Below are 24,295 nucleotides of genomic sequence, written 5' to 3'. Positions count from 1 at the left end.
TCAGAAAACTTACAACACCGTCGGCTCGCGCCTCTCGATCCCGTAAGCCTGCCCCCCGCTCGAGCTCTCGCTCTCTGGGGCGCAGTCCAAAATCATATCACCTTGGGCGAGCACACCAGGGGGAGGGCCCAAATCAGCGGTTCCTTGCCTGCCCAGCTGGGGCCAGCGCCAGATCGGAGCAGCCCCAGGGACGGGGGTGGGCTCAGCAGAGCTGTTCCCCTGGCGGCAGGATGGACTGGAGCGGCTGGCTGGGCTGAGCAACCGGAGCAGGGTCAGCGACGCTGCCAGCCGTCCCTGAGGGACGTGCCGAGGGCCTGTGGACTCCCCCAGACCCGTGCGGACCGACCTGCCGGACAGAGCGCCAAAGGCGAGGCCCAGGCCCACGCTCAAGGGGCTGCCGGAAAGCGGGCACAAAAAAAAGCCGCGATGGCTCGCGGCTTGCAGGGTATGGAGGGTGGCGGAAGCCGACCGACGACTCAGAACAGGCCCAGGGTGAGGGACTTGTCGATGGGGAGGCAGGCGCCGATGCCCAGGTAGATGGTGAACACGGTGCCGAACAGGAAGGCACCCATGGCCACAGGCCGGCGGAACGGGTTCTGGAACTTGTTGAAGCTCTCGATGAAGGGGATCAGCATCAGACCCAGGGGGACCATCGTCTGCAGGGTGATGCCGAGCAGCTTGTTGGGGACGACCCTGAGGATCTGGAACACCGGGTAGAGGTACCACTCGGGGAGGATCTCCAGCGGGGTGGCGAAGGGATCGGCCCGATCACCCAGCATCGCCGGATCCATGACGGCCAGGCCGACGAGGCAGGCGATCGTCCCGAGGATCACCACCGGGAAGATGTAGAGGAGGTCGTTGGGCCAGGCCGGCTCACCGTAGTAGTTGTGCCCCATGCCCTTGGCCAGCTTGGCCCGCAGCTTGGGATCGGTGAGGTCAGGCTTCTTGAGGATGTGCATGGTGGGAGCTCGGAGCGCTGGTGACCGGTGGGGGAAGGCTAAGGGGAAGAACGGGGTTCAGAGCGGGCCGGAGATGCCCTGCTTACGGATCATCAGGAAGTGGATCAGCATGAACACCGCCAGCAGCCAGGGCAGAACGAAGGTGTGGAGGCTGTAGAAGCGGGTCAGGGTGGACTGGCCGACGCTCTCACCACCGCGGAGCAGCTCGACCATGAAGTCGCCGACCACCGGGACGGCGGCGGGGACGCCGCTGACGATCTTCACGGCCCAGTAACCGACCTGGTCCCAGGGGAGGGAGTAGCCGGTGACGCCGAACGACACGGTGATCACGGCCATGGTGACGCCGGTGACCCAGGTGAGCTCACGGGGACGCTTGAAGCCGCCGGTGAGGTACACCCGGAAGACGTGCAGGATCAGCATCAGCACCATCATGCTGGCGCTCCAGCGATGGACCGAGCGGATCAGCCAGCCGAAGCTGACGTCGGTCATCAGGTACTGGACCGAGCTGTAGGCCTCCACCACCGTGGGCTTGTAGTAGAAGGTCATCGCGAACCCGGTCGCGAACTGGATCAGGAAGCAGACCAGGGTGATGCCGCCCAGGCAATAGAAGATATTGACGTGGGGGGGGACGTACTTGGCGGAGATATCGTCGGCAATGGCCTGGATCTCCAGGCGCTCCTCGAACCAGTCATAGATCGGGGACGACTTGGCGCCGGTGGACGAGTTCGCCATGCAGCGTGGGGCTTGGGTTGCGAGAGTCTACCGATCGTTCTGACCCCCCCGTGAGAGACCCGGCCCGCCGCTCCCTGCCGGCTCAATGCTTTGCAACAGGGCTGCGCACCCGATTGGCGCCGCTCCGGCTCCTGGTGGGGACCGGGCTCTGCCTGCTCCTGTGCCTGCCGCTCGGCATGCCCGCACCGGCACTGGCGCTCAACGATGCCCAGCAGCTGGTGGTGGAGGCCTGGCGGCTGGTGAACCTGAGCTACGTCGATCCGGAGCAGCTGGAGGCGGTGCAGTGGCGGCGCCTGCGCCAGAAGACCCTGGAGCAGCCGATCAGCAGCTCGCTGGAGGCCTACGCGGCGATCGAGGCGATGCTGGCCCCCATCGACGACCCCTACACCCGGATGCTGCGCCCAGAGGAGTTCGCCACCCTGCGCTCCAGCACCCAGGGGCGGGTGAGCGGTGTGGGACTGCAACTGGGCCGGCGGGCGGGGGACCAGCGGATCGTGGTGATCGCCCCCCTCGACGCCTCCCCCGCCGCCGACGCCGGGATCGTTTCCGGCACGGAGATCCTGCGGGTGAACGGCGCATCGGCCGAGGAGCTGGGGCTGGACGGCACCGCCGCCCGGCTGCGGGGACCGGCCGGCAGCGACGTGCTCGTGGCCCTGCGCGCCCCATCGGGACAGGAGAGCGAGGTGCTGCTCGATCGCCGCGAGGTGGATCTGCAGCCGGTCCGCAGCCACCGCCTGCTCAGCGGGGGCCACAGCCTCGGTTACCTGCGGATCACCCAGTTCAGCGAGCCGGTGCCCCAGCAGGTGCGGGCCGCCCTGGCCGCCCTGACCGCCCCCGGTGGCAGCGGGCCGATCGAGGGGCTGATCCTGGATCTGCGCAACAACTCGGGCGGCCTGGTGGCCGCCGGTCTGGCGGTGGCTGATGGGCTGCTCGACGGGGACCCGATCGTGGAGACCCAGGACCGGGGCGGCATCGCCGACCGGCAGCAGGCGGGTCCTGGACAGCTGTATGGCGGCCCCATGCTCACCCTGGTGAACGCCGGCACGGCCAGCGCCAGCGAGATCCTGGCCGGGGCCCTCCAGGACAGCGGCCGCTCGCGCCTGGCCGGCAGCCGCACCTTCGGCAAGGGGCTGATCCAGACCCTGATCAACCTGAGTGACGGCAGCGGCCTGGCGGTGACCGTGGCCCGCTACCTCACCCCCAGCGGTCGCGACATCCAGAACCAGGGCATCGAACCGGACGTGCGGCTGCCCCAGCCGGAGCCGCTGGAGCCCGATGGGGAAGGGGACACCTGGCTGCAGGACGCGGCCGGGCTGCTGGTCGCCGGTCTGTCGGCCCCGGTCCCATGAGCCAGCGCACCTACCACGATCCCCTCCATGGGGCGATCCGCCTCGATCGCCAGGATCCGGCCGAGGCCCTGGTGATCGACCTGATCGACACCGCCCCCTTCCAGCGGCTGCGGCGCATCCGCCAGCTGGGGCCCGCTTTCCTCACCTTCCACGGAGCGGAATCCAGCCGCTTCACCCATTCCCTCGGCGTGCTGGCGGTGGCGCGGCTGGCCCTGCAGCAGCTGGAGCGGCTCGACCCCTCCCTGTCCCGGCACCGGGACGTGCTCTATGCCGCCGCCCTGCTGCACGACGTGGGCCACGGGCCCCTCAGCCACTCCGGCGAGGAGATGTTCGGCCTGCGGCATGAGACCTGGTCGGGCCGGCTGATCCGCGACCATGCCGCCCTGCGGGACCGCCTCGATGACGGAGCACCGGGCCGGGCTGCCCTGGTGGCCGACCTGCTGGAGCACGGCCGCCACCCGAGCCGGGCGATCAAGGCGCTGGTGAGCAGCCAGCTGGACTGCGACCGCCTCGACTACCTGCTGCGCGACAGCTACAGCACCGGCACCCGCTACGGCCAGCTGGATCTGGAGCGGATCCTCGCCAGCCTCACCCTGGCGCCCGACGGGGATCTGGCCCTCCACCCCCGCGGCCTGATGGCGGTGGAGCACTACCTGGTGGTGCGCCATCTGATGTACCGGAGCGTCTACAACCACCGGCTCAACATCGTCTGCAACTGGCTGCTCAACCGGGTGATCAGCGTGGCCCGCAGGCTCGGCCCGGGCCTGGTCTGGGCGGACGCCACCATGGCCCGCTGGCTCTGGGACCGGGATCACCTCGACCTGGACAGCTACCTGGCCAACGACGACATCCGCACCGGCTACCACCTGGTGCGCTGGCGGGAGGAGGGGCCCGAGGAGCTGGCCGATCCCTGCGGGCGGCTGCTGGAGCGGCGCCTGCCCAAGGCCACCGACGTCAGCGACCTCTCCCCGGCCAGCCAGATCGAACTGCTGGCGGTGGCAAGGGGGCTGTGCGAACGCGCCGGCCTGGTGGCGGACGGCTGCTGCGCCCTGGAGCAGCGCCAGAGCCGGGGCTATCACCCCTATTCCGGGGGCCTGCGCCTCTGGGACGGCCAGCGGCTGCAGGCCCTCGAGCAGCGCTCGCCCCTGGTGGCCAGCCTCTGCCAGACCGTCGACATGGCCTGGCTGATCCATCCGGCCCGGGTCAGCGATGCGCTGCGGGAGACCCTGGCGGTGCGGCGGCAGGACGACGCCGGCCGGCGGGACCTCTAGGTTCGCTGCACCGCAGGACATCGTCGTGGCAGCCGCACTGATCCAGGCGATCGATGGCCAGCAGCCCCACCTGCTGCGGCTGCCGGCCGAGGAGGGATCCGCCAGTGCCGTCGAGGAGGTGCGCTATGCCCTCGGCAGTCGCCAGCCGCCGGCGGGCTCCGTGGTGCTGGAGGCGGGCCGCTGGCTGCTGCGGCTGCCGGACCTGCGCCATCTGCAGGAGCTGCTGGGTTCGGTGCAGCTGGAACTGGTGCGCGTCGCCAGCCGCCGGCCAGAAACCCTTGTGGCCGCTGCCGCCCTCGGCCTCGACACCGATCCGGGCCCGCCGCGGCCGGCGCCATCCGCCGCGGCCCCGGGGGCACCGGCACCCGACCTGCTCGTGCATCGCGGCACCCTGCGCGCCGGCGACCATCTGCAGGGGGAAGGTTCGGTGCTGCTGCTGGGGGATGTGAACCCCGGCGCCCGGATCAGCGCCGCCGGCAATGTCCTGGTGTGGGGGCGGCTGCGGGGCGTCGCCCATGCCGGCGTCAGCGGAAACCGGGAGGCGCGCATCGTGGCCCTGCAGCTGCGACCCCTGCAGCTGCGCATCGCCGATGTGGTGGCAAGGGGCCCCGAGGGTCTGCCGCCACCAGGGCTGGCCGAGCAGGCCACGCTGGTGGAGGGGGAGATCCGCATCGATCCGGCCGCACCGGACTTCAGCGGTTGAGCGGAGATCAGCGGTTGATCAGCGGTTGATCAGGCCGAAGGCCCCGAGCCCGCCGGCCACCGCCATGAACCACAGCGGCGAGATCCGGGTGCGCAGCATCAGCACGCACACCAGCAGGGACACCACCACCCCGGGGGCGTTGGTGTCGGCGGTCTGGAGGATCTTGACCCCCACGGCGAACAGGATGCCGAGGGTGATCGGGCCCAGGCCCCGCTCGAAGGTCACCCGCCAGGGGGACTCCCGCAGCCGGTTCCAGCTGAGGCAGGCCACCACCATCAGCAGGGTGGAGGGCAGCAGGATGGCGATCTCGGCGCCGTAGGCGCTCAGCAGGGCCCAGCCGGGCCCCTCGGGCCAGCCGGCCCCCATGCCGAGCAGCCCCACGATCATGGAGCTGGGGCCGGGGGCCGCCTCGGCCAGGGCGTAGATGTCGGCGAACTGGGCGGGCCGCAGCCAGCAGTACTGGACGACGCTGAGGTGGTGGTACTCGGCCAGCAGGGTGTTGCCGCCCCCCAGGGAGAACAGCGACAGGCCAAGAAAGGTGCCCATCACCTGCAGCAGGTGGCCGAGATCGTTGAGGCGCATGGGGGCGCAGCTGGCCGCCTCGGCGGCGGCCGCCAGCAGCAGGGGCGCCATCAGCGGGGCTCTCCGGCCGGGGACCCGGGCTGGGACCGCCGCGGCCAGTACCAGGCCATCGCCAGGGGGCCGGCCACCAGCACCAGCGGCACCAGCCGCACATGGAAGAACGTCATCAGCACGAAGGTGACCGCCGCCAGCAGCAGGGCCATCGGATCCTTCCAGTACTCATCGAGGATCTTGAAGCCCATCGACAGGGCCATCCCCGCAGCCGCCGCCACCACCCCCGCCAGCACCCGATCAAGGGCGGGCAGGCTGTGGAACTGGAAATAGAGCAGCCCGATCGCCATCAGCAGGGTGAAGGGCACCAGCAGCATCCCCGCCAGGGCCGCCAGGGCCCCGGGCAGGCCGCGGAAGAAGGTGCCGACGTAGACGGCCATGTTGATCTGGTTGGGGCCGGGGAAGAGCCGCGCCACGGTGAGTCCGGTGAGGAACTCCTCGTTGCTCATCCAGCGGCGCTGCTCGACGATGATCCGCTGGCTCCAGGCCGAGAGGCCGCCGCCGAAGGCGGACAGGGCCACCATCAACATGCCCGTGAACAGCTGCCCCAGCCCGGGCGGAGCGTCCGTCGGGGCGGGGGCGGGGGACTCAGTCATGGACGAAATGGGGATCCGGAGGCAGTTCCCCTTCCTCGTGATACTTGGGGTCGAGGGGATCGGGGGCGTTGTACTTGTCGGCGTTCTCCCAGTCGGTCTCGAACATCTCGCGCAGCCGCGCCACCACCTCGGGGGCATCGCTCTCGATGCCCAGTTCGCGGCGCAGATCGAAGGCACTGCGGTCGATGTTCATCGAGCCCGTCTGGGCGAAGGCCCCATCCACCAGGATCAGCTTGGCGTGCAGCTTGGGCCGCTGCTGGCGCCGCACCTTGACGCCGAAGCGCTGCATCACCCGCAGGGAGGAGAAGGTGTCGTAGATGTCCCAGTCGCTGATGCCGTGCTTGCCGCCGCACAGCACCCGCACCTTCACCCCCCGCTCCCGCGCACTGATGATCCGCTCGAGGATCACCGCATCGACGAACTTGGGGTGCTGGATCCAGAGGGTGCGGGTGGCGGCATCGACGATGCGGGCCATCTGACCGCGGCTGTGGGCGCTGCTCCACACCAGGCCCACCCCCAGGTCGGGCTGGAAGAAGACGCGCTGCCAGTCGGCCTCGAAACCGGCGGTCACCTGGGCCACCACGGCCGGGTTGTAGGTGAGCACCCCGTAGTCGCGGGTCTCGGTGAAGTACTTGTCGGCCAGGTTGAAGGTGGCCACCAGGGCGGTGTGCCGGTCGACCACCATCGATTTCTCGTGGGTCACCGGGAAGGCCTCGCTGGTCCAGGCGGTGTCGATGCCCCAGCCCTGGAGGCGGGCGAAGGCCTCGTCGTTCCAGCGGTCGCCGCCGGAGGTGTGGGGGTTGAGCATGACCCGCACCTCCACCTCCCGCTCCCGGGCCCGCCGCAGGGCCTCCTCCACCGCCTCCGACTGCAGCTTGAACTGCTTGAGCAGCAGCTGCTCGCTGGCGGTCTCGATCAGCGCGACCACCGCGTCCACACCGTCGTCGGGCATCACCAGCAGCCTCTGGGGCCGGTGGGGGGCAGTGGTCATCGCAGCGTGGAGGGGATGGGCCTTTCTAGCGGCAGTTCCAGGCCTTGGCACAGCCGTTCCGCCCGGTGGGATTAGCCTGCGCCGACGCCCGTGGACGCCGTGACGTCAGCCTCCCCTCGCATCATCCTCATCTGCTCCGGCAAGGGGGGCGTCGGCAAGACGACCCTCACCGCCAACCTGGGGATCGCCCTGGCCCGGCTGGGGGAGCGCACCGTCGTTCTCGATGCCGATTTCGGCCTCCGCAATCTCGATCTGCTGCTCGGCCTGGAGAACCGGATCGTCTACACCGCCCAGGAGGTGCTGGCCGAAACCTGCCGGCTGGAGCAGGCCCTGGTGAAGCACAAGCAGGAACCGAATCTCTCCCTCCTGCCCGCCGGCAATCCCCGGATGCTCGAGTGGCTCACCCCCGAGGACATGCAGCGCATCGTGGCGATGGTGGCGGAGCGGGCTGATTTCGTTCTGATCGACTGCCCGGCAGGGATCGAGGACGGCTTCAAGAACGCCGCCGCCGCGGCCCGCGAGGCGATCGTGATCACCACGCCGGAAGTGTCGGCCGTGCGGGATGCCGACCGGGTGATCGGCCTGCTCAACACCCGGGGCGTGACGCCGGTGCAACTGGTGCTCAACCGGGTGCGGCCCAAGATGATGGCCAGCCAGGAAATGCTGGGCGTCGATGACGTCACCGACATCCTGGCCCTGCCCCTGGTGGGCCTGGTGGTGGAGGACGAGCAGGTGATCGTGTCCACCAACCGGGGGGAACCGCTCACCCTCAACGGCAACGGATCCCCCGCCGCGAAGGCCTACCAGAACATCGCCCGGCGCCTGCGGGGCGAGGACGTTCCCCTGGAGGATCCCTCCAAGGCCCGCAGGGGCCTGCGCGCCCGGCTGATGAACAAGATCCGCAAAACCACCGGTCTCTTCTGAGCACCATGACGCTGTTCGATTTCATCCAACGGTTGCTGGGGCGCCAGAAACCCAGCGGCACCATGGCCAAGGAGCGGCTGCAGCTGGTGCTGGCCCACGACCGCAGCGATCTCAATCCCGAACTGCTGGAGCAGATGCGGCGCGAAATCCTCGAGGTGGTGCAGCGCTACGTGGAGATCGACATCGAGGAAGGCGACGTGAGCCTGGAGACCGAGGACCGTGTCACCGCCCTGGTGGCCAACCTGCCGATCAAGCGGGCCCGTCCCCTGCCGGCCCTGGTGGCGGCAGCCGCCGCCGTGGGCATGGCCCAGGCGCCCGAGGCCGAAGCCGCGCCGCAGGAGCTGGCCGTTCCCCTGGCCAGCGAACCGACCGAAGAGCCCTCCCCCGCCGATCCCGACTGAGACGCCGCCGCCCGGGAGACGGCCGGCGGGAATCCTGCAGGCAGTGCAGCGATGGCAGGCCGTGGCCGAAGCGTTCCCGGTGGCGATCACCCCAGCGGAGCAACGGGTCCTCGATCTGCTGCGCCAGGGCGACAGCAACCGCCACATCGCCGCCCAGCTGGTGCTGAGCCCGCGCACGGTGGAGTGCCACGTCTCCCATCTGCTGGCCAAGACCGGCTGCCGCAGCCGCACCCAGCTGCTGCTCTGGGCCCTGGCCCAGGGATAGGCTGGGCTGGGCCAAGGGCCCATGCCGGCTTAGCTCAGTGGTAGAGCAGCGCTTTTGTAAAGCGAAGGCCATCGGTTCAAATCCGTTAGCCGGCTTGCCAGGGGATGGGCACCGCCACCGCCCTTACCATCGGCGCAGCACAGCGCACGGGAGGCCATGGCGAGCCACACCTGGCTGGTGGCAGGGCTGATCGTCCTGCCGGGGGCCCTGGCCCAGGTCCCACCGGGCCCGCCACCGCCCCTGCCGCCGGCCCGCTCCGGCGCCGAGATCCTGGGCAGTCCCGGCATCCGCACCCGCTACGCCGATCCCAGCGGCCCGGCGCCAGCGGCTGGGTCCAGAACGCTGCCGGCCGTCGGCCCACCGGCGCGCCCCCTGACGGTTCCCGTCAACGAACGGGTGGATTTCGCCCCGACGATGGAGGAAGGCCCGTTCCAGCAGCCCACCTTGCGGGGGCTGTTCCGCTGGGATCTGCAGCAACCCGCTTCCCGCTGAAGGGCGTCAGCCGATGGCCTGCCAGAGCGACAGCAGGCCGAAGGCCAGGAACAGGCCACCACTGAGGCGGTAGAGCACCCTCTCGCTGATCCTGCCGCCGATCCACTGGCCCGCGCCCACCGCCAGCCAGGTCACCAGGGCATGGCCCAGCAGCGTGCCGGCCAGCAGGCCGGCGAAGGTGAAGGCCGGCGCCGCCGCCAGAAAGATGGTGGCGAACTGGGTGCGATCCCCGAGTTCGGCCAGGAACACCAGCACGAAGGCTTCCCAGATCACGGCCCCCGGGCCACGGATGCTGCCATCGCTCTCGGCGGCGTCGATCGCCTCCCTGGCCTCCTGGGCCTCCTCCTTGGCGGCATCGGCGGGCAGGCCGGCGGCATCCACCAGCAGCTTGATGCCGAAGCCGAGGAACAGGGCCGCTGCCAGCCAGGGAACGATGGCCTGGGGGAGCCACTCCCTGAGGCCGTACCCCATCCCCAGGGACAGAAGGGTGACCAGGGTGAGGGCGGCGAAGGCCCCCACGAACACCCAGCGGGGGCGATGGCGCGCCGCCAGGATCAGGGCCATGAAGAAGGTCTTGTCGCCCAGCTCGGCCAGGGTGATGGCCGTGAGGCTGGAGCCGAAGGCGGCCAGGCCGGGATCACCGGCGGGGGGAAGGGTCATGGGGGCGTCGGGCACGCCTCCATCGGCGCTGGACAACGGGACCGGCCGCGGGCAAGGGCGATGCCGGGGGAATCGGTGGGGAGGCTAGGTGCCGGCCGGCCCCGGGCGGCCGCTGGGCGGGCGTCACGTCAGCGGGGGGCCATCAGGCGCCGGCGAACAGCCACAGGCCGAGGGCCAGCAGCAGCCAGCCGAGCCAGCCCAGATCGAAGATGGGGGTGGCCAGGTGCACCAGGGGCACCAGCGTCCAGTGGCTGAGGGACACTCCCAGCAGCACCACCAGCAGGAGCGGCAGCATCAGGCGCCTCCAGCGCCCGGCGCCGGCGTGGCCCCGGAGCGGAGCACCGCCCAGGGGTCGTCGCTGGACTCCTCCCCCCGCCAGGCCAGGACGGTGCTGGCCTGCCCCGACCCCGGGGGCCAGGGCAGGGGCTCCAGCAGGGCCAGCCCGGGGAACTGGCGGGCGGCCTCCGCCGCCGTGGTGGCCGCAGGCTGGCCGGAGCGGTTGGCGCTGGTGGTGGCCAACGGACCGCTGAGGCGCAGCAGCTCCCGGGCCCGCTCGCAGGCCGGCACGCGCAGGCCGAGGCTGGTGCCACCGGGGTGGAGATGGTCGGTGAGGGCTCCGGTGACCGGCAGCACCAGGGTGACGGCCCCGGGCCAGCTGGACCGGGCCTGCTCCAGCCAGGCCTCCTGCCAGGGCACCCCGAGGACCGCGATCAGCTGGGGCAGGTCGGCCCCCATCAGGATCAGGGGCTTGTCGGCGGGCCGTTGCTTGAGGCGCCAGAGCAGGGCGGCCGCCGCGGGCCGGCAGGCCAGGGCCGGCAGGGTGTCGGTGGGGAACAGGACGGCCTCCCCGGCCGCCAGGCACCTGGCCAGATCGGCGGGACCGTTCATCGGGCGCCGGGCCTCCAGGCACTGGCGAAGCGGGCCTGGCCCTCCAGGTCGGCGTGGACTCCGGGGCGTTCCAGACCGGCGGCGCGCAGCAGCTCGCCGACCGCCTCGCTCTGGTCGTGGTGGTGCTCCAGCAGCAGCAGGCCGCCAGGGGCCAGCGCCTGCAGGGCCCCGGCCACGATCGAGCGGAGGGCCGTCAGCCCGTCGGGGCCGCCATCGAGGGCCAGGCGGGGTTCGTGATCGCGCACCACCGGCTCCAGGCCGGCGAGGGTGGCGCTGGGGATGTAGGGGGGGTTGCTCACCACCAGATCCAGCTCCCCCCACCAGGGCTGCAACGGCTGCCACCAGTCGCCCGCCAGCAGGGTGACCTGGCGCTGCAGGTCCCAGCGGGCGAGGTTGGCGCCGGCCTGGGCCAGGGCCTCGGCGCTCGTCTCGACGGCAAAGCCCCGGCTGGTGGGCAGGCAGCGGGCCAGGGCGATGGCCAGGCAACCGGAGCCGGTGCCCAGGTCGGCCCAGCAGGCGATGGGGGGGGCCGGCCGCCGCAGCTCCAGGGCCAGGTCCACCAGCAGCTCCGTTTCCTGCCGGGGAATCAGCACCCCGGGCGCCACCGGCAGTTCCAGGTCGCGCCAGGGGCAACGGCCCACCAGGTACTGCAGGGGCTCGTGGGTGTGGCGGTGGCGGCGCCAGAGGGCTTCGAGCGCCTGCAGCGGGCGATCGAGCCGGATGGTGGCCTGCGGGTGACACCAGAGCGACTGCAGCTGGCTCCAGCGCAGCCCGCCGCCCAGATCCAGCAGCCAGTCGAGGTCGGCGGCGGCGCCGCCCCGGGCCAGCAGGCGGCGGCGCCACTCGAGCAGTTCCGCCCCCGTGACCGTCAGGGCCTCGGACCCGGGCGCCGGGGGGGCGGAGATCGGGGGGGTGCCGGCCTGGGAACGCATGGGGGGAGCCTAATCAGGGGCGACGGCCTCAGCAGGGACGCCAGCAGAGGCCCGCTTCGGCCCGCAGCCGCCCGGCCAGCTCCAGCTCCAGCAGCCGGGGCATCAGCTCGGCCATGGGGCGATCGAGCGCCAGGCTCAGCTGCTCGAGGCTGGCACCTCCGCCCACCGCCGCCAGCAGGCCCTCGGCCGCCATCACCTCGGCATCCGCCGGCTCCCCTGGCGGTGCCGACCGGGGCCCGCGGCGGGCCAGGGGACCGGGACCCAGCTGGTCGATCAGGTCGGCGGGGAGGAGCAGGGGTGTGGCCCCCCTGGCCAGCAGCCGGTTGCTGCCCATGGCCGAGGCCCGGCCGGCATCGGCGGGCACCACCCACAGGGGCAGCTCCAGCTGCCAGGCCAGCTCGGCCGAGTGGAGCGCCCCGCTGACAACCGGGCACTCCACCACCACCACCGCCGCCGCCATGGCCACCAGCAGGCGGTTACGGGCGGCGAAGCTGCCGGGACGCACGGCGGCGCCCTCCGCCAGCTCGCTCACCAGCAGACCCTGGCGGGCCACCTGGCTCTGCAGCAGTGCGTGATGGAGGGGATAGGCGCGACCCAGCGGTGTGCCCAGCACCCCCACCGGGGCCCCTCCGGCCGCCAGACACCCCTGGTGGGCGGCCCCATCGATGCCCTCCGCGAGCCCGCTCACAACGGGCCAGCCCGCCTCGGCCAGGGCAGCACCGATGGCCTGGGCCATCGAGAGACCGTGAAGGGACGGGCGGCGGGTGCCCACCACCGCCACCGAACGGCGCTGGCCCAGGTGGGGCCAGAGGCTGCCCCGTCCCTGCCAGCACAGCTGCAGGGGCGGCCGCTGCAGCTCCCCCAGGCCCGCTGGCCAGCCCCGATCGCCGGGGACGAGCACGCCGCGGCCGAAGCGGCACCGGGGCGCAAAGGCCTCCAGGGGCCGGGGCCCCCAGCGGCGGCGGAAGCGCTCCACCCCCGCCACCAGCCCCTCACCGAGACCCGGCACCGCCGCCAGCTCGGCAGCGGAAGCCGCCCAGGCGGCGGCCAACCCACCACAGCCGGCCTCAAGGGCCCGCAGGCGCTGCCAACCGAGGCCGGGGCAGCGGCTCCAGAGCAGCCACCACAGCCGCTGCTGCCGGTCCCAGACCGCAGACAGCCTGCGGGGGAACGCCCCCTGCACCAGATCTCCCATGGCCCGCGCCGGCGTCCGATCAGCAGTACAAACGTACTATGGCTGGATCCCGGTGTCGGGTGGTCCCTCCCGCAGGATGGCCAGGGCCTGCTCCAGGTCCTGCGGCAGCCGCCGCTGCAGCCGGCGCCGCGCCGCACCCCCGGAGAGATCCACCAGAACGAGGTCGACGCAGGCCTCGGCCGCCAGCGCCCCATCCGGGCGCAGGAAGCGGCTCTGCCAGGGAAGCTTCACGCCCTCCCGCGGCAGCACCCGGCTGTGGATCGCGACCGCGTCACCGTGGAGCAGGGCCTGGCGGTAATCGATGCGCAGGCCCACCACCGGCAGCTCCAGCCCACGGGCCGACAGGTCGCTGTAGTGGAGGCCGGCCCGGGCCAGGGCCTCGACGCGGGCCTCCTCCAGCCAGGCCAGATAGGCCCCGTGCCACATCACGCCGGCGTGGTCGGTGTGCTGCGGCAGCACCCGCCGGTTCAGGCACCACCAACCCGCTTCGGAGCGCTGCATCACGGTCTTCACCACGGGGGACTGCGGACAGAGGATCAGCCATAGGCTGATCCAGAGCCTCTTTGACGTCCGTGTTCCGCAACCTGCTGATCGCCGATTCCGGCAAGGGTCATGTGGAGGAGATGGTCCGCATCCTGCGTGACATCCCCCCCTGCCGTCAGGCCCGGATCAACCTGCTGCACGTGATTCCCGAGCAGGGGGGTCTGGATCTGGAGAGCCACCGCCAGCAGGCCGAGGTGCTGATCAAGGAGGCCATCGAGCGTCTCGGTCTCAGCCCCGGCGAGGTCAACACCCTGGTGCGGGAGGGCGACGCCAAGCTGACCGTGCTGAACGTGGCCGATGAGCTGGAGGCCGACCTGATCGTGATGGGATCGCGGGGCCTGGGCCGGCTGCAGTCGATCCTCGGCAACAGCGCCAGCCAGTACGTCTTCCAGCTCTCCACCCGGCCCATGCTGCTGGTCCGGGACGACCTCTACGTGAAGGCCATCAACCGGGTCCTGGTGGCCATCGACGGCACCGGGGTCGGCGACGATGCCCTGCGGCTGGCCTGCGAGCTGGTCCAGGGCATCCCCGGCGGCAGCCTCACCGGCGTGCATGTGTCCCGCCAGGACATCACCCCTTCGCGGGGGGGACGCACCCCCGGCGACGACGTGCTGCAGAAGGCGATCCAACGGGCCCGCAGCTTCGGCGTGGAGATGAAGGGCGTGCATCTCACGGGCGACATTGCCCGCGGTGTGTGTGCCGCCGCCGAAGAGGCGAAGGCGGATCTGGTGGTGATTGCCTCCCAGGACCGCAGGCCGCTCGTGGCCCGGGCCCTGGTGGATCTCGACAAGCTGCTGGGCAGCTCGGTCAGCGATTACATCCGGGTGCACGCTCCGGCTCCGGTCCTGCTGGTGCGGGAACCGGAGGGACGGGCGCGCTGAGGCCGACTCAGCCGCCCTGGCGGCTGTTGGTCTGGATGTAGAGAATGATCAGAAAAACGGCGGGAACCAGAACGAACAGGAGGCTGGCAACGAAGCCGAGGTCGTTGGTTTCCATGACTGCTGGAGAGGTTCTGAGAAGGTATCACCGCCCATCGGCGGGAAGGACGCCCCCTTCATCGCTCGTTGCGGATGGGCCGGCCTCCCCCTCCGGCTCCTCCTCCTCGGGGGGGAGGGGCCAGGCGGTGGGACCCTCCGGCAGGGCCTGGGTGCGGGCCCGGGCCAGGTCGCCCTCCCGGTCCGCGAGTCCCACCTGGGGCCTGGTGAGCACCATCACCGATTTCTGCACCAGGGCCTGACAGGCCAGCCGCCAGCCCTGGGGACGCCGTCTCAGCTTGAGCTGCTCCACCGCCGTCTGCTCCGTGAGGGCGTTGGCCGCTCCGCCCTCCACCACCTCCACGAAGCAGGTGATGCACTGGCCGCAGCCGCCGCAGTTGCCCAGCCGTCCCTTGAGGCCGTACAGCTCGATGCCTTCGCGCAGGGCGACCTCGCGGAGGTTCTCCCCCGGATAGCACTCCACGTCACGCTGCTCACGCACGAACCGGATCACGGGCATGGCGGAAGCCTCTGGGGGAACTGGACGGCTCCCATTGTGAGGTGCGCCGTTGCGGTCCGTTACCTGGGCCCCGTGCCGTTGCCCGCAACCCTTACCATCGCCAGCACGGATCGGTATCCACCGAGCGTCTCCTTAGCCGCCATCGCCCCGGCGACCGGCTTCGGCAACTGTCAACCCAGACCTGACCCCCCAATGGGATTGCCCTGGTACCGGGTGCACACGGTCGTCATCAACGACCCGGGCCGACTGCTGGCCGTGCACCTCATGCACACCGCCCTGGTAGCCGGCTGGGCCGGCTCCATGGCGCTCTACGAGCTCGCGATCTTCGACCCCTCCGACCCGGTCCTCAACCCCATGTGGCGCCAGGGCATGTTCGTCATGCCCTTCATGGCCCGCCTGGGCGTGACGGGCAGCTGGGGAGGCTGGAGCGTCACCGGTGAAACCGGCGTCGACCCCGGCTTCTGGAGCTTCGAGGGCGTGGCCGCCGCCCACATCATCTTCAGCGGCCTGCTCTTCCTGGCCGCCATCTGGCACTGGACCTACTGGGATCTCGAGATCTGGCAGGACCCCCGCTCCGGGGAGCCCGCTCTCGACCTTCCCAAGATCTTCGGCATCCACCTGCTCCTGGCGGGTCTCGGCTGCTTCGGCTTCGGCGCCTTCCACCTCACCGGTGTGTTCGGTCCGGGGATGTGGATCTCCGATCCCTACAGCCTGACGGGCCACCTCGAACCGGTGCAGCCCGCCTGGGGACCCGAGGGCTTCAACCCCTTCAACCCGGGCGGGATCGTGGCGCACCACATCGCCGCCGGCATCGTCGGGATCATCGCCGGCATCTTCCACATCACCACCCGACCCCCGGAGCGCCTCTACAAGGCCCTTCGCATGGGCAACATCGAGACGGTGCTGGCCAGCGCCATCGCCGCGGTGTTCTTCGCGGCCTTCATCGTGGCCGGAACCATGTGGTACGGCTCGGCAGCCACCCCGGTTGAGCTGTTCGGCCCCACCCGCTACCAGTGGGATCAGGGCTACTTCAAGACCGAGATCAACCGCCGCGTCCAGACGGCCATCGACAACGGCGCCACCAAGCAGGAGGCCTTCGCGGCCATTCCCGAGAAGCTGGCCTTCTACGACTACGTCGGCAACAGCCCCGCCAAGGGTGGTCTGTTCCGCGTGGGCCCGATGATCAACGGTGACGGCCTGCCCACCTCCTGGATCGGTCACATCGCCTTCACCGACAAGGAAGGCCATGACCTCGAGGTTCGTCGTCTGCCCAACTTCTTCGAGAACTTCCCGGTGGTGCTCCAGGACGAGCAGGGCATCGTCCGCGCCGACATCCCGTTCCGTCGGGCCGAAGCGAAGTACTCCTTCGAGCAGCAGGGTGTGACGGCCACCGTCTACGGCGGTGCCCTCAACGGTCAGACCTTCACCGACCCGGCGGATGTCAAGCGGCTGGCCCGCAAGGCCCAGCTCGGCGAGGCCTTCGAGTTCGACCGTGAGACCTACCACTCCGACGGCACCTTCCGCAGTTCCCCCCGCGGCTGGTTCACCTTCGGCCACGCCTGCTTCGCCCTGCTCTTCTTCTTCGGCCACATCTGGCACGGTGCCCGCACCCTCTACCGTGATGTCTTCGCCGGTATCGACCCCGATCTCGGTGAGCAGGTGGAGTTCGGTCTGTTCGCCAAACTGGGCGACCGTTCCACCCGGCGCCTGCCCGAGGGCTACGTGCCCCCGGCCGGTTCCACCCTCAGCTGACCGCCAGTCCCCCCGAGGATTCCCATGGAGAGCTTCGCCTACATCCTGATCCTGGCCCTGGCCATTTCCACGCTGTTTTTCGCGATCGCCTTCCGCGATCCCCCGAAAATCGGCAAGTGACCAGCCTTCCTGATTGATGCAGCCCCCGGGAAACCGGGGGTTTTTTCATGCTTAGGGCCCCAACCGGGAGCCCCCCCTTCTCTTTGCGCGCGTAGCTGTTTACACTCCGAACACTTGGACGCGTGCCCGGGGATGCAATGTCCCTCCTGCCAACACACCGATAGCCGCGTTCTGGAATCAAGGGCCGCCGATTCCGGGCGCAGCGTGCGGCGGCGAAGGGAGTGCCTCAACTGCGATTTCCGCTTCACCACCTACGAACGGGTCGAGACCGTTCCGATCACCGTGGTCAAGCGCAACGGCAGCCGCGAAACCTTCAACCGCAGCAAGCTGCTGCACGGTCTGCTGCGGGCCTGCGAAAAGACGGGCCTGGAACCGGCCCGGCTCGAGGCCGTCGTTGACGACATCGAACTGGCCCTGCAGCAGCGGGTCGGCCGCGAGGTGAGCAGCAACGAGATCGGCGAGCTGGTGCTCCAGCGCCTGCGGGAGATGAGCGAGGTGGCCTACGTGCGCTTCGCCTCCGTGTATCGCCAGTTCCAGAGCGTCAGCGATTTCGTGGCCACCCTCGAAGGGCTGGGCAGCCGCGGCAAGGCCAAGAGCCGGCTGGCGGTGGTGGGCTGAACCCGGCCCCAGGCCCGCGAGCCGATCGGGGCGCCGGTCCATTGATAGAGTGATCGATCGGGTGTGCGCTGCAGGCGGGCAGCCATCCCGTTCCTTCGCACTGCCACCGGCAGACCGCCCCAGCTCCATGACCCTCACTCCTTCTTCCGAAGCCGACACCCTCGAGGCCCTCACGCCGATCAGCAGCGAGGAGGCCGCCGACATCGAGACCACAGCCGATCTCGATCTGGCGATCCCGGAAGAGGTGCCCAGCGCCGACGACTCCAGCAGCCGGGTCAGCGCACGGGACGGCGACGGTGTGGGCTTCACGCTGGACGAGTTCGCGGCCCTGCTCAGCAAGTACGACTACAACTTCAAGCCCGGCGACGTCGTCAACGGCACCGTCTTCGCCCTGGAATCCAAGGGCGCCATGATCGACATCGGCGCCAAGACCGCCGCCTTCATGCCCCTCCAGGAGGTGTCGATCAACCGCGTCGAGCACCTCTCCGACGTGCTCGAACCCGGCGAGGTGCGCGAGTTCTTCATCCTCAGCGAGGAGAACGAGGACGGCCAGCTGACGCTGTCGGTCCGTCGCATCGAGTACCAGCGCGCCTGGGAACGGGTGCGCCAGCTGCAGAAGGAGGACGCCACGATCTACAGCGAGGTGTTCGCCACCAACCGCGGCGGCGCCCTGGTGCGGGTGGAGGGTCTGCGGGGCTTCATCCCCGGCAGCCACATCAGCACCCGCAAGGCCAAGGAGGAACTCGTGGCCGACTTCCTCCCCCTCAAGTTCCTCGAGGTGGACGAAGAGCGCAACCGTCTGGTGCTCAGCCATCGCCGCGCCCTGGTGGAGCGCAAGATGAATCGCCTGGAAGTGGGCGAAGTGGTGCTGGGTACCGTCCGGGGCATCAAGCCCTACGGCGCCTTCATCGACATCGGCGGCGTCAGCGGACTGCTGCACATCTCCGAGATCAGCCACGAGCACATCGAGACTCCCCACACGGTGCTCAACGTCAACGATCAGATGAAGGTGATGATCATCGATCTCGACGCCGAGCGGGGCCGGATCTCCCTGTCCACCAAGGCCCTCGAGCCGGAACCGGGCGACATGCTCAGCGATCCCCAGAAGGTGTTCGACAAGGCCGAGGAGATGGCCGCCCGCTACAAGCAGATGCTGCTCGAGCAGGCCGAGGACAGCGAGCCCATGGGTGTCTCCCTCGAATGAGCACGGCTCGGATCCGCTGACGATGGTTCACCTTTCCCTGCGGGGCACCCCGCTGCCCTGCGGGGACGGGCCACTGAAGGTGGTGCTGTTCGACAAGGACGGCACCATGAGCCACAGCGAACCGATGCTCGAGGCCCTGGCTCAGGCCAGGGTCTTTCACTGTCTGGCCCTGGCCGGCCAGGCCGAGGGCGACCCGGAGCGCCTCCGCGACCTGGGCGCCCTTCTGCATCGTGCCTACGGCCTTTCCGCCGAAGGGATCCACCCGGCCGGCACGATGGCGGTCGGCAGCCGCGACCAGAACCTGGTGGCCACCGGCACCGCCCTGGCCCAGGTGGGCTTCGGCTGGCCCGAAGCCCTGGCCATGGCCGAGGCGGTGTTCGCCAGCACCGATGGCCTCCACGGCCAGGGGAGTGAACAGCGGCCGGCCCCCACCCCCGGCCTGCGGCCCCTGCTGGAGGCCCTGCGCCAGGCGGGAGTGCGTTGCGCCGTGATCAGCAACGACCATGTGGAAGGCATCGAGGCCTTCCTGGCCGCCCACGATCTGGCCGCCTACGTGCACGCCATCTGGAGCGCCGAGCACCAGCCCCGCAAACCCGACCCCGCCGCCATCCACGGCCTGTGCGAGGAACTGGGTGTGGCGGCAGAGTGCTGCGCCCTGGTGGGCGACGCCAACAGCGACCTGCGCATGGCGCGGGCCGCCGGGGTGCCGGTGGTGCTCGGCTATCGGGCGGGCTGGCGAAGGCCGGTGGCGCTGGATGGCTCCTTCCTGCAGCTGGACCACTGGCAGGAGCTCGCCGTGGTGCCAGGACCGGCGAACCGGGGGGAATAAGCTCAGCCATCGACTGACCCCACTCCCCTATGAGCCGTTTCGTCTTCACCTCGGAATCGGTGACGGAAGGCCACCCCGACAAGATCTGCGACCAGGTGAGCGACGCCGTGCTCGACGCGCTGCTGGCCCAGGATCCCTCCAGCCGGGTGGCCTGCGAGACCGTGGTGAACACCGGCCTCTGCCTGATCACCGGGGAAGTCACCACCAACGCCCGCGTCGACTTCAACACCCTGGTGCGGGGCGTGATCGAGAAGATCGGCTACAGCGGCGCCCGTGCCGGCGGCTTCGATGCCCGCAGCTGCGCCGTGCTCATCGCCCTTGATCAGCAGTCGCCCGACATCGCCCAGGGTGTGGATGAGGCTGACGACCACGACGGCGACCCCCTCGACAAGGTGGGCGCCGGCGACCAGGGCATCATGTTCGGCTACGCCTGCGACGAGACGCCGGAGCTGATGCCGCTGCCGATCAGCCTGGCCCACCGGCTGGCACTGCGGCTGGCCCAGGTGCGCCATGACGGCAGCCTCGGCTACCTGCTCCCGGACGGCAAGACCCAGGTGAGCGTGGTGTACGAGAACGACCGCCCCGTGGCGATCGACACGATCCTGATCTCCACCCAGCACACCGCCGAAGTGGAGGGCATCAGCGACGAGAAGGCGGTGCAGCAACGCATCAGGGAGGACCTCTGGTCCCACGTGGTGCTGCCCGCCACGGCCGATCTGCCCCTCAAGCCCACCACGGAGGGCACGCGCTTCTACGTCAACCCCACCGGCAAGTTCGTGGTGGGCGGCCCCCAGGGCGACGCGGGGCTGACGGGCCGCAAGATCATCGTCGACACCTACGGCGGCTATGCCCGCCACGGTGGCGGCGCCTTCTCGGGCAAGGACCCCACCAAGGTGGACCGCTCCGCCGCCTACGCCGCCCGCTACGTGGCCAAGGCCCTGGTGGCTTCCGGCCTGGCCCACAAGGCCGAGGTGCAGCTCAGCTACGCCATCGGCGTGGCCCGGCCCGTGAGCATCCTGGTGGAGAGCTTCGGCACCGGCGCCCTCAGCAACGCCGACCTCACCGCCCTGGTGCAGGAGCACTTCGACCTGCGCCCCGGCGCCATCATCGAAGCCTTCGGCCTGCGGGAACTGCCCCAGCAGCGGGGCGGACGCTTCTACCAGGACGTCGCCGCCTACGGCCACTTCGGCCGCAAGGACCTCGACCTCCCCTGGGAGGACGTGACCGCCATCGCCGCCACCCTGAAGCAGGCCACGGCGAGCCGTGTCAGCGCTGTATCTGGGGGTTGACCTCGGCAGCAGCGGCCTGCGCCTGGCCGTTCTGGCCGAGGCCGGCGCCCCCGGCGGGGACCCCGCCAGCCCCGTTCTGGAGCGGCAGTCCCCCTACCCGGGCCGCTTCGAGGATCCCGAGGCCTGGCGGCAGGGCCTGATCGATCTGCTGGCGGCCGTGCCCGAGGAGGTCCGCCGGCAGGTGGGGGCCGTCGCCATCGATGGCACCTCCGGCACGCTCCTGGCCTGCGGTCCAGGAGGCCGCCTGCTGCCGCCGCCCCTGGCGGACGCCCTCCCCTACCACCAGGCCTGTCCGGAGCAGGCCGGGGCCATCGCCACCCTGCTGGCCGCGGGGAAAGGGGCGTGGGACGCGGAGAGCGGGGCGTGGGCCGACCATCCCGCCGCCAGCAGCAGCGGCAGCCTGGCCCGGGCCCTGCGTCTGCAGTCCCTGGCCCGGGAGACGGGCCTCGCCCAAGGCCTGCTGCTGCGCCACCAGGCCGACTGGCTGATGGGCTGGCTGCTGGACGACTGGCGCTGGGGCGAGGAGGGCAACAACGTGCGGCTGGGCTGGGACCTGCAGCAGGGCCGCTGGCTCCCGGGGGTGGCCGAAGGCCTGGGTGCCGGTGCCCTGCCGGGGATCCGCAGCAGCGGCAGCCGCCTGGGGCGGCTGGCTCCGGCGGCGGCGGCCTGCCTGGGCCTGCCGGCGGACTGCCAGGTGGTGGCCGGCAGCACCGATGCCAACGCCGCGGTGCTGGCCGCCGATCCCCAGGAGGGCGACGGCATCACCGTGCTGGGCACCACCCTGGTGCTGAAGCAGTTCGTGGCCGCCCCCCTGGCCGGGGCCGGGCTCAGCAACCACCGGGTGGGCGGCCGCTGGCTGGCGGGGGGAGCCTCCAACGCCGGCGCCGGCATCCTGCGCCGCTTCTTCGACGACGCCCAGATCGCCGAACTGAGCCGCCAGATCACGCCGGGTCGTCCCACGGGGCTGGCCCTGCGGCCCCTGAGCCGCCGGGGCGAGCGCTTCCCGGTGGACGACCCGGCGCTGGAGCCGATCCTGGAGCCGAGGCCCGCCAGTGATGCCCGCTATCTCCAGGCCCTGCTGGAGGGTCTCACCGCCATCGAGGTGGCGGGCTGGCGGCGGCTGCGGCAGCTGGGGGCCCCGGCCCTGCGGCGGGTGATCAGCGTCGGCGGCGGCGCCCGCAACAGCCAGTGGCGGGCCCTGCGGTCGCGCGCCCTGGGGATCCCGGTTCTGAACCGACCGAAACGCACGGCGGCCCTGGGCATGGCCCTGCTGGCGCGGGCCAGCTCCAGGATGGGGGCCGAATCCGTCTCGCCCCGGCCATGAACGAACGTCTCAAATCGATCCTCGCCATGGCCCTGTTCGTCGTGCTGGCCGGCTATGTGGGCTTCAGCGGCGTGCGGCTGGGTCTGCTGCTCTGGCAGCGGTTCGCCGGCGCCTGATCCCAGAATTCCCCCAACCGACCTGAACCCATGGCCGCCGATCCCCTCACCGCTGCAGTGAGCGACCGCATCTGCAAGCACATGAACGACGACCACGCCGAGGCCGTCCTGGCCTACGCCCGCCACTACGGCGGCTGCACCGAGGCCAGTGAGGCCAGGATGGTGGCCGTGGAGCCCGAGGCGATGCGCCTGGAAGTGGACGGCACCCGGGTGGAGGTGCCCTTCGACCACGCCCTCACCGACAGCGAGGACGCCCACCGCACCCTGGTGGCCATGCTGCGGTCGCTCCCCGGGAAGGCTTGAAGCAGCGACTGCGCCGCCGCCGGCGGCGCCGGACCCCTGACCCTTCTCGCACGCCTGAGCCGGCTTCCGCTCGACTGGTTCGCCGCCACCCCCTGCCCCCTGTGCCGTGGCCTGCAACCACCGCAGCACGGGGGCGGAGCGGCCTGCCCGGACTGCCGCCGCAACCTGCCCCTGCCGGCCGGGGCCCTGAGGGGCAACGAGCCCCTGCTCTGGTGGGCGGCCGGCTCCTACGACGGCGAGCTGCGGCGGTTGCTGCTCGGGCTGCGGCAGCGGCCTGAGCCCGCCGGGGTCGGCGCCCTCGTGAAGGTGCTGGCGGAGGGATTGCCCCAGTGGCGGCAGCGGCCGCTGATGGTGCCGGTGCCGAGCTGGAAACGGCAGGGCAATCCCCTGCCGGCGCTGGTGTGCCAGGAGCTCGTCCGCCAGCTGGGCTATCGCCGCGCCGATCTGCTGGAGCGGTCACGGCCCGTGCTGGGCCAGCACCACCTCGGCAGGACCCTGCGCCTGGCCAACCAGGAGGGGGCCTTCCGCTGTCGCCGGGGCCCCCGCCTCGGCGAAGCCCTGGGCCGGCCGGTCCTGATCGTCGACGACATCCTCACCAGCGGGGCCACCGGCTGCAGCGCCGCCACAGCCCTGGAGACCCTCGGCTGGCAGGTGGTGGGACTCCTCTGCCTGGCCCGTACGCCCCGGGGGCGCACCCGGACGGGCCGCCCCCCCAGCGGGCCGTGATCTAAGATCCCAGCGTCGCTTCGGCGACGGGCCGGGATAGCTCAGTTGGTAGAGCAGGCGATTGAAAATCGCCGTGTCCCCAGTTCAAATCTGGGTCCTGGCATTGCGTGCGGACTGCTCTGCAGCCCATCACCATGCCCCATCAGCCCTCGACCTCCAGCCAGATCTTCAACAACGCCGACAGCTTCGCCCAGGCGTTCGATGAGGCCTGGCAGGAGCACAGTCGACAGGATCCCTCCCACGGGCTCTCGACCGCCGAAAAGCTCGAGGCGATCCTCGGCCGGGTGGCTGGCCACCCGTTCGCCGAAGCTGATCCGGCCATGGCCCGCCAGGTGGGGGCCTTCAGGATCCGCCTCCTCGACCTTTAGGTGGCGCCCATGAGCAGCTCCCTCGCCCGCCTTCTCCAGCTCCTGAGCGGTGGCTTCAGCAACCAGAGCCAGGCCTTCGACAATCCGCCCATCTACGCCCACATCCTGGTCAAGTTCCGGCCCTTGCCCCACCTGGCCCCGGGCTCGCTGCTGCTGGAGCAGTCCTACGCCATCTCACCCGGCACGCCCTACAGGATCCGGGTGCTGCGGGCCGAGCGCCGCGACGGCGACCTGATCATCCACAACCAGGCCCTCCAGGACGAGCAGCGTTTCTGGGGCGCCATCGAGGATGAAGAGCGACGCCGCAGCATCGCGGAGAGCGACCTCCTGCCCCTCGAGGGCTGCACCTACGTGGTGCGGGAGGTGGGCGAGGGGTTCGCCGGCGAGGTGGAACCCGGCTGCCGCTGCCTCGTGGAGCGCAAGGGAAGCCTCGCCTACCTGGTCAGCAGCTTCGAGATCGATTCCCGGGGCATGCGCACCATCGACCGGGGCCACGACCCGGCCACCCATGAGCAGCTCTGGGGATCCCTGGCCGGCCCCTTCGAATTCGAACGCACCGACGACTACCGCGGCGAACTGCCCGCCGCCTGGCTGGAGATCTGATCGGGCAGGGGCCCT

32 protein-coding genes and 2 tRNA genes are annotated in these 24,295 nt (G+C 70.8%); 21 read left to right on the top strand and 13 right to left on the bottom strand.

Annotated elements, in window-relative coordinates:
• Positions 1 to 476 precede the first annotated feature (476 nt).
• Positions 477 to 959, bottom strand: coding sequence for a cytochrome b6-f complex subunit IV (petD, locus tag H6G99_RS11770; protein WP_094585067.1), 483 nt, complete (start codon positions 957 to 959; stop codon positions 477 to 479).
• A gap of 57 nt (positions 960 to 1,016) precedes the next feature.
• Positions 1,017 to 1,691, bottom strand: a complete 675-nt coding sequence (gene petB, locus H6G99_RS11765) for a cytochrome b6 (RefSeq protein ID WP_015109205.1) — start codon at positions 1,689 to 1,691, stop codon at positions 1,017 to 1,019.
• Positions 1,692 to 1,741: 50 nt separating this feature from the next.
• Here petB and ctpZ point away from each other — a divergent pair, with 50 nt between their 5' ends.
• Genes ctpZ through H6G99_RS11750 form a run of 3 tightly spaced genes read left to right on the top strand, consistent with a single transcriptional unit; the run spans position 1,742 to position 5,014 of the window.
• Entirely contained in the window at positions 1,742 to 3,040 is a 1,299-nt protein-coding gene (gene ctpZ, locus H6G99_RS11760; RefSeq protein ID WP_190611634.1) for a carboxyl-terminal processing protease CtpZ, read from the top strand.
• The gene (locus H6G99_RS11755) at positions 3,037 to 4,311 is read left to right on the top strand and encodes an HD domain-containing protein (RefSeq protein ID WP_190611632.1); all 1,275 of its coding nucleotides are present in this window, start codon (positions 3,037 to 3,039) and stop codon (positions 4,309 to 4,311) included. Before ctpZ ends, H6G99_RS11755 begins: the two co-directional genes overlap by 4 nt.
• A 25-nt stretch (positions 4,312 to 4,336) precedes the next feature.
• Positions 4,337 to 5,014, top strand: a complete 678-nt coding sequence (locus tag H6G99_RS11750; RefSeq protein ID WP_190611630.1) for a septum site-determining protein MinC — start codon at positions 4,337 to 4,339, stop codon at positions 5,012 to 5,014.
• 18 nt (positions 5,015 to 5,032) lie between these two features.
• Here H6G99_RS11750 and H6G99_RS11745 read toward each other — a convergent pair whose 3' ends face one another.
• The 3 genes from H6G99_RS11745 to H6G99_RS11735 are packed head-to-tail and all read right to left on the bottom strand — an operon-like array spanning position 5,033 to position 7,234.
• Entirely contained in the window at positions 5,033 to 5,647 is a 615-nt protein-coding gene (locus H6G99_RS11745) for a chromate transporter (protein WP_190611628.1), read from the bottom strand.
• A complete protein-coding gene (locus H6G99_RS11740) occupies positions 5,647 to 6,243 on the bottom strand; it encodes a chromate transporter (protein ID WP_094585062.1) in 597 nt (198 codons plus the stop codon). Before H6G99_RS11740 ends, H6G99_RS11745 begins: the two co-directional genes overlap by 1 nt.
• Complete coding sequence (locus H6G99_RS11735) at positions 6,236 to 7,234, bottom strand: phospholipase D-like domain-containing protein (protein ID WP_190611627.1); 999 nt, start codon at positions 7,232 to 7,234, stop codon at positions 6,236 to 6,238. The genes H6G99_RS11740 and H6G99_RS11735 overlap by 8 nt, the downstream gene beginning before the upstream one ends.
• Positions 7,235 to 7,324: 90 nt before the next feature.
• Between H6G99_RS11735 and minD the strand changes: the two genes are divergently transcribed.
• The 5 genes from minD to H6G99_RS11710 all read left to right on the top strand — a co-directional run bounded on the left by minD (position 7,325) and on the right by H6G99_RS11710 (position 9,316).
• Positions 7,325 to 8,158: a septum site-determining protein MinD gene (minD, locus tag H6G99_RS11730; RefSeq protein WP_190611625.1), complete on the top strand. Its 834-nt coding sequence runs from the start codon at positions 7,325 to 7,327 to the stop codon at positions 8,156 to 8,158.
• Positions 8,159 to 8,163: 5 nt separating this feature from the next.
• Positions 8,164 to 8,559: a cell division topological specificity factor MinE gene (gene minE, locus H6G99_RS11725; protein WP_190611624.1), complete on the top strand. Its 396-nt coding sequence runs from the start codon at positions 8,164 to 8,166 to the stop codon at positions 8,557 to 8,559.
• 61 nt (positions 8,560 to 8,620) lie between these two features.
• A complete protein-coding gene (locus H6G99_RS11720) occupies positions 8,621 to 8,824 on the top strand; it encodes a response regulator transcription factor (RefSeq protein ID WP_233133869.1) in 204 nt (67 codons plus the stop codon).
• Positions 8,825 to 8,847: 23 nt separating this feature from the next.
• Positions 8,848 to 8,919: transfer RNA gene (locus H6G99_RS11715), tRNA-Thr, on the top strand.
• A gap of 61 nt (positions 8,920 to 8,980) precedes the next feature.
• Positions 8,981 to 9,316, top strand: coding sequence for a hypothetical protein (locus tag H6G99_RS11710; RefSeq protein WP_094585058.1), 336 nt, complete (start codon positions 8,981 to 8,983; stop codon positions 9,314 to 9,316).
• A 6-nt stretch (positions 9,317 to 9,322) separates the two neighbouring features.
• On the opposite strand, the gene H6G99_RS11705 is transcribed toward H6G99_RS11710, so the two are convergent.
• The 6 genes from H6G99_RS11705 to H6G99_RS11680 form a co-directional block, all read right to left on the bottom strand.
• Positions 9,323 to 9,976, bottom strand: a complete 654-nt coding sequence (locus tag H6G99_RS11705; protein ID WP_190611623.1) for a TMEM165/GDT1 family protein — start codon at positions 9,974 to 9,976, stop codon at positions 9,323 to 9,325.
• A gap of 142 nt (positions 9,977 to 10,118) precedes the next feature.
• Positions 10,119 to 10,271 carry a hypothetical protein gene (locus H6G99_RS11700; RefSeq protein WP_158219515.1) on the bottom strand — a complete coding sequence of 51 codons (153 nt, stop codon included), beginning with the start codon at positions 10,269 to 10,271 and terminating at the stop codon, positions 10,119 to 10,121.
• A complete protein-coding gene (locus tag H6G99_RS11695) occupies positions 10,271 to 10,864 on the bottom strand; it encodes an L-threonylcarbamoyladenylate synthase (RefSeq protein ID WP_190611621.1) in 594 nt (197 codons plus the stop codon). The genes H6G99_RS11700 and H6G99_RS11695 overlap by 1 nt, the downstream gene beginning before the upstream one ends.
• Positions 10,861 to 11,796, bottom strand: coding sequence for a peptide chain release factor N(5)-glutamine methyltransferase (prmC, locus tag H6G99_RS11690; protein WP_190611617.1), 936 nt, complete (start codon positions 11,794 to 11,796; stop codon positions 10,861 to 10,863). The genes H6G99_RS11695 and prmC overlap by 4 nt, the downstream gene beginning before the upstream one ends.
• Before the next feature lie 28 nt (positions 11,797 to 11,824).
• Positions 11,825 to 12,991 (bottom strand): DNA-processing protein DprA, encoded by a 1,167-nt coding sequence (locus H6G99_RS11685; protein ID WP_190611616.1) that lies wholly within the window; start codon positions 12,989 to 12,991, stop codon positions 11,825 to 11,827.
• Positions 12,992 to 13,027: 36 nt separating this feature from the next.
• Positions 13,028 to 13,492 (bottom strand): acyl-CoA thioesterase, encoded by a 465-nt coding sequence (locus H6G99_RS11680; protein WP_094585081.1) that lies wholly within the window; start codon positions 13,490 to 13,492, stop codon positions 13,028 to 13,030.
• A 71-nt stretch (positions 13,493 to 13,563) separates the two neighbouring features.
• Here H6G99_RS11680 and H6G99_RS11675 point away from each other — a divergent pair, with 71 nt between their 5' ends.
• Positions 13,564 to 14,415: a universal stress protein gene (locus H6G99_RS11675; protein WP_094585053.1), complete on the top strand. Its 852-nt coding sequence runs from the start codon at positions 13,564 to 13,566 to the stop codon at positions 14,413 to 14,415.
• Between the two features lie 7 nt (positions 14,416 to 14,422).
• Here H6G99_RS11675 and psbM read toward each other — a convergent pair whose 3' ends face one another.
• Together psbM and H6G99_RS11665 are read right to left on the bottom strand one after the other, a co-directional pair.
• On the bottom strand, positions 14,423 to 14,530 hold the full coding sequence (psbM, locus tag H6G99_RS11670; protein WP_015109223.1) for a photosystem II reaction center protein PsbM: 108 nt from the start codon (positions 14,528 to 14,530) through the stop codon (positions 14,423 to 14,425).
• Between the two features lie 27 nt (positions 14,531 to 14,557).
• Positions 14,558 to 15,028 carry a 2Fe-2S iron-sulfur cluster-binding protein gene (locus H6G99_RS11665; RefSeq protein ID WP_190611615.1) on the bottom strand — a complete coding sequence of 157 codons (471 nt, stop codon included), beginning with the start codon at positions 15,026 to 15,028 and terminating at the stop codon, positions 14,558 to 14,560.
• A gap of 192 nt (positions 15,029 to 15,220) precedes the next feature.
• Here H6G99_RS11665 and psbB point away from each other — a divergent pair, with 192 nt between their 5' ends.
• The 12 genes from psbB (at position 15,221) to H6G99_RS11605 (ending at position 24,280) form a co-directional block, all read left to right on the top strand.
• Positions 15,221 to 16,780, top strand: a complete 1,560-nt coding sequence (gene psbB, locus H6G99_RS11660) for a photosystem II chlorophyll-binding protein CP47 (RefSeq protein ID WP_094585051.1) — start codon at positions 15,221 to 15,223, stop codon at positions 16,778 to 16,780.
• A 24-nt stretch (positions 16,781 to 16,804) separates the two neighbouring features.
• Positions 16,805 to 16,900, top strand: a complete 96-nt coding sequence (locus tag H6G99_RS11655; protein WP_010314684.1) for a photosystem II reaction center protein T — start codon at positions 16,805 to 16,807, stop codon at positions 16,898 to 16,900.
• Between the two features lie 132 nt (positions 16,901 to 17,032).
• Positions 17,033 to 17,518, top strand: a complete 486-nt coding sequence (nrdR, locus tag H6G99_RS11650) for a transcriptional regulator NrdR (RefSeq protein ID WP_094585050.1) — start codon at positions 17,033 to 17,035, stop codon at positions 17,516 to 17,518.
• Between the two features lie 127 nt (positions 17,519 to 17,645).
• Positions 17,646 to 18,722 (top strand): 30S ribosomal protein S1, encoded by a 1,077-nt coding sequence (locus H6G99_RS11645; RefSeq protein ID WP_094585049.1) that lies wholly within the window; start codon positions 17,646 to 17,648, stop codon positions 18,720 to 18,722.
• A gap of 22 nt (positions 18,723 to 18,744) precedes the next feature.
• Positions 18,745 to 19,551, top strand: a complete 807-nt coding sequence (locus tag H6G99_RS11640) for an HAD family hydrolase (protein ID WP_094585048.1) — start codon at positions 18,745 to 18,747, stop codon at positions 19,549 to 19,551.
• Between the two features lie 29 nt (positions 19,552 to 19,580).
• Positions 19,581 to 20,840, top strand: a complete 1,260-nt coding sequence (gene metK / locus H6G99_RS11635; RefSeq protein ID WP_094585047.1) for a methionine adenosyltransferase — start codon at positions 19,581 to 19,583, stop codon at positions 20,838 to 20,840.
• Positions 20,815 to 22,164, top strand: a complete 1,350-nt coding sequence (locus tag H6G99_RS11630) for an FGGY-family carbohydrate kinase (RefSeq protein WP_190611614.1) — start codon at positions 20,815 to 20,817, stop codon at positions 22,162 to 22,164. Before metK ends, H6G99_RS11630 begins: the two co-directional genes overlap by 26 nt.
• A 146-nt stretch (positions 22,165 to 22,310) precedes the next feature.
• Positions 22,311 to 22,583 carry a DUF2470 domain-containing protein gene (locus tag H6G99_RS11625; RefSeq protein WP_094585045.1) on the top strand — a complete coding sequence of 91 codons (273 nt, stop codon included), beginning with the start codon at positions 22,311 to 22,313 and terminating at the stop codon, positions 22,581 to 22,583.
• A gap of 249 nt (positions 22,584 to 22,832) precedes the next feature.
• The gene (locus H6G99_RS11620; RefSeq protein ID WP_094585044.1) at positions 22,833 to 23,309 is read left to right on the top strand and encodes a ComF family protein; all 477 of its coding nucleotides are present in this window, start codon (positions 22,833 to 22,835) and stop codon (positions 23,307 to 23,309) included.
• A gap of 30 nt (positions 23,310 to 23,339) precedes the next feature.
• Positions 23,340 to 23,412: transfer RNA gene (locus H6G99_RS11615), tRNA-Phe, on the top strand.
• Between the two features lie 31 nt (positions 23,413 to 23,443).
• Positions 23,444 to 23,677: a hypothetical protein gene (locus tag H6G99_RS11610; protein ID WP_094585043.1), complete on the top strand. Its 234-nt coding sequence runs from the start codon at positions 23,444 to 23,446 to the stop codon at positions 23,675 to 23,677.
• A gap of 9 nt (positions 23,678 to 23,686) precedes the next feature.
• Positions 23,687 to 24,280 carry a chromophore lyase CpcT/CpeT gene (locus tag H6G99_RS11605; protein WP_094585042.1) on the top strand — a complete coding sequence of 198 codons (594 nt, stop codon included), beginning with the start codon at positions 23,687 to 23,689 and terminating at the stop codon, positions 24,278 to 24,280.
• Positions 24,281 to 24,295: the final 15 nt, after the last annotated feature.

Source organism: Synechococcus sp. FACHB-909 (genome assembly GCF_014698945.1).
Lineage (GTDB): Bacteria > Cyanobacteriota > Cyanobacteriia > PCC-6307 > Cyanobiaceae > Cyanobium.
Note: the sequence above shows the minus strand (reverse complement) of the source record. Positions and strands in the feature narration are given on the sequence as shown.